Source organism: Microcoleus sp. Pol17C6 (genome assembly GCF_036701145.1).
GTDB lineage: Bacteria > Cyanobacteriota > Cyanobacteriia > Cyanobacteriales > Microcoleaceae > Microcoleus.
In genome coordinates this window covers 1-2,642 of record NZ_JAUBQH010000141.1, presented here as the reverse complement: position 1 = coordinate 2,642, position 2,642 = coordinate 1, and the positions used below count along the sequence as shown (strand labels likewise).

The following is a 2,642-nucleotide window of genomic DNA, read 5'->3' as shown; positions in this document are numbered from 1 at the left end:
TAACTTAGCCACGCTTAGGGCATTTGGATACTTTACAATCCTTAACATAATTGTGTTTGACAGCGCCTACCTACTTACCTATAGGGGAAAGCGAATTACGGTTCGCTAGGAGGAGAACTTGAGTCAGGATGCAGCGACTTTTGAACTAGCTCCATAACCGCTAACTGAATCGGTCTGTGCTTTTGCTCCGGGCGGCGGCGATCGTAAATCGCCCGAAGAACCTGCGGGCTGTGACCCATGCCATAAGCCAGAGAAGCAATGTCCGAGTCAGAGGCTCCGTTATCCAAAAAATGAGTCGCAAAAATATCCCGCAGCAAGTGAGGAGTCAGTCGCTGGCCCGTCAAAGCATGAGCAGCATTACTGATATAGCTAGCCATACTGTCCTCAGCAAAAGGCGTGCCATTGGGCCGCACGAAAACGAATTCGCCAACCAGGTCAAACTGCAAGCGACCCGCCCACAAACGCCCAACCTTCTGCTCCCCTGGATTGAAAGTTGCTCCACAAGAGCGCCAACTTCCCTCCGGCATTTTATAATAGCCGTACAGCCATGTTTCCAAGTAGTCGTAGAAACATCGCCCGTCAGGGAACTGTACGTTAGGAATCTCCAAATCTTGGTGTCCGTAAGTCTTACCAGTTTTATAAGACTCTGACGTTACATCCTTGAGCCAGCGACCGTCCGGTGTCCTGTACAGATAACCGCAATTCCGGTCGCGGTTGCGACCCGTAGGCAGAGGCTGGTACAAACCGTCAGCAGGTACATCCACAGGCCGCTTCACCGGACACTCAAGAGCCATTTTTAACTCCCTCAACTCCTGCTGTCGCCGGGGGGGACTATAGGTCAAAAACCCCCAGAGTACGTAGCGCTGGAAGCTAGAAGCAATCGCCTCCAGAGACCTCGGGGAGCCACACGCCAACTTCGGTTGGCACTCCAAGCGCAGCGGTTCGACAATTAGTTCCCAAACGTACGGCAAATCCAGCCACTTCTTATCCACATCCGCCACTGGGATGTGATTCTTCAACTCCTTATTTGCCAGTGACAGCCGTCCGCGCAACACCTTCACAGCCGGCACTTCGCTGTAATCGCTAGAAGTGATTTCAAGGTGATACTGAAACTTCGCCACCGCCAGCAGCGCACACAGGTAATTCTTGCGAGTGTGGGGGCTTTTAGCACCTCTTTCCTCGATCAAAAAGTTGCAGAATTCGCAGACCCAACAATCTACATACTTCCCCACCTTAGCAGCCATTGTGGCCGGAGCTTCCTTAGAAGCCGCCTTGAGTTCAACTGGCGGAATTAAAGTATCTAAAGACAGCTCCTCCAACGGCACTCCTCGGTAGTAATAGAACCAGCCGAGCAAGTGAAAGAGCAAGCCAATTTGGTCGCGACAGGCTTTTGTTTTCACCGGTTCATCTAACCTACCCGGCCAGTGAGCTGAGGTACGAAACTTGTAGAAATGTTCAATTTTAGCTTTTAACTTCTCTGACACTTGCTCTGGCTGCAAACCATAAGGCGGCAAAGCAGAGCGGCTCGTCAGTAGCGTTTTCGCCATAATTCCATAGCCGCGACGGCGACGACCCCCGCAGCAATCAACAGGTTTCTCAGGTAAGGTATTGCCCGGCCACCACCCCTCCTGGCTAGACCAAGAAAGAAGTTCATTGAGCCGACAGCTATAAACCTCTTTACTACTATCCGAGGGTTGCAGCAATTCAAAGGCTTTTTCTTGAGCTTCCCTCGCAGTTGTGAATTGCTCAACGTTTATACCTTGTTTAAAGGCCGTGGCTTTGTCTATTTCAACTCGCGTGGGCTTGCGACCTTTGAAAGGCTCCAAGCCCCATCCGGGCAAAGTGTAACGGTTGATAGCCGTTTCAGTTTGAGAAATAATTTCTTGCGCTTTCTTTTGCGGGTGCTTGCTCTGAATGTAACTAGCATAAAGACCGAGAATATCGGTCAAAGAGAGGTTTTTTTTCATTTTTATAAATGGTGGTAGAGGAAGATGGGACAAGTTTAGGTCTTGTGGAAGTGCTACGAAGCTTTGAAAAGAGGCTTTCAGAAAATTGCTCTCATTCAAATAATAGTAAAAACTACAGTCACAACTTTACTGTAATTTTTACCGTAGGTGGCGGTCGGCTGTAAGCCTTATATGGCAAGGCTTTTTTTCTTAAAAACCCGCTTGTTTTATAAATAAGTTTTTGGCTATTTATAACCTTAAAAAAGCTTAGGTAAGCCATAAGAGCTAACGCCTTGCTATGCTTAGCAAGGTAGAAGCTCGACACCACACTCCAACCAATCGGCTGACTAAAACTAGCAAAAGTTAGCTTTTGTGTAGTAGCTAACCTTTGTAAGGGAGCCTCTTTTGGCTTTTGTACTTGATAGCCAAAATACAGTTGTGTGGTTCTGGTCATAAAAAAAATCATAGTGCAATCAGTGAGACTAAAAAAGGGCTGGATTGTCAAAAAAATTGGGTTGAGGACTAAGGGTTACTTTGGGTTGGTGAATGAGCTGGTAACTGCTCCAGTTTTCTAGCAAATTGCTCAACAACTTCTGAGCGAGAAATACCGTGTAAGTAAGTCGGCGCCAAAAAACCGAACTATGTTAAAATAAGTAAAGAAAGAGAACACATCTACTGAGGTAACTCAATATATGG

2 protein-coding genes are annotated in these 2,642 nt (G+C 47.4%); both read right to left on the bottom strand.

Features of this window, described 5'->3' with window-relative positions:
* Nucleotides 1-95: 95 nt before the first annotated feature.
* Nucleotides 96-1,967 (bottom strand): site-specific integrase, encoded by a 1,872-nt coding sequence (locus QUA25_RS28990; RefSeq protein WP_333043140.1) that lies wholly within the window; start codon nucleotides 1,965-1,967, stop codon nucleotides 96-98.
* A 118-nt stretch (nucleotides 1,968-2,085) separates the two neighbouring features.
* The gene (locus QUA25_RS28985; RefSeq protein WP_333043139.1) at nucleotides 2,086-2,400 is read right to left on the bottom strand and encodes a hypothetical protein; all 315 of its coding nucleotides are present in this window, start codon (nucleotides 2,398-2,400) and stop codon (nucleotides 2,086-2,088) included.
* Nucleotides 2,401-2,642 lie beyond the last annotated feature (242 nt).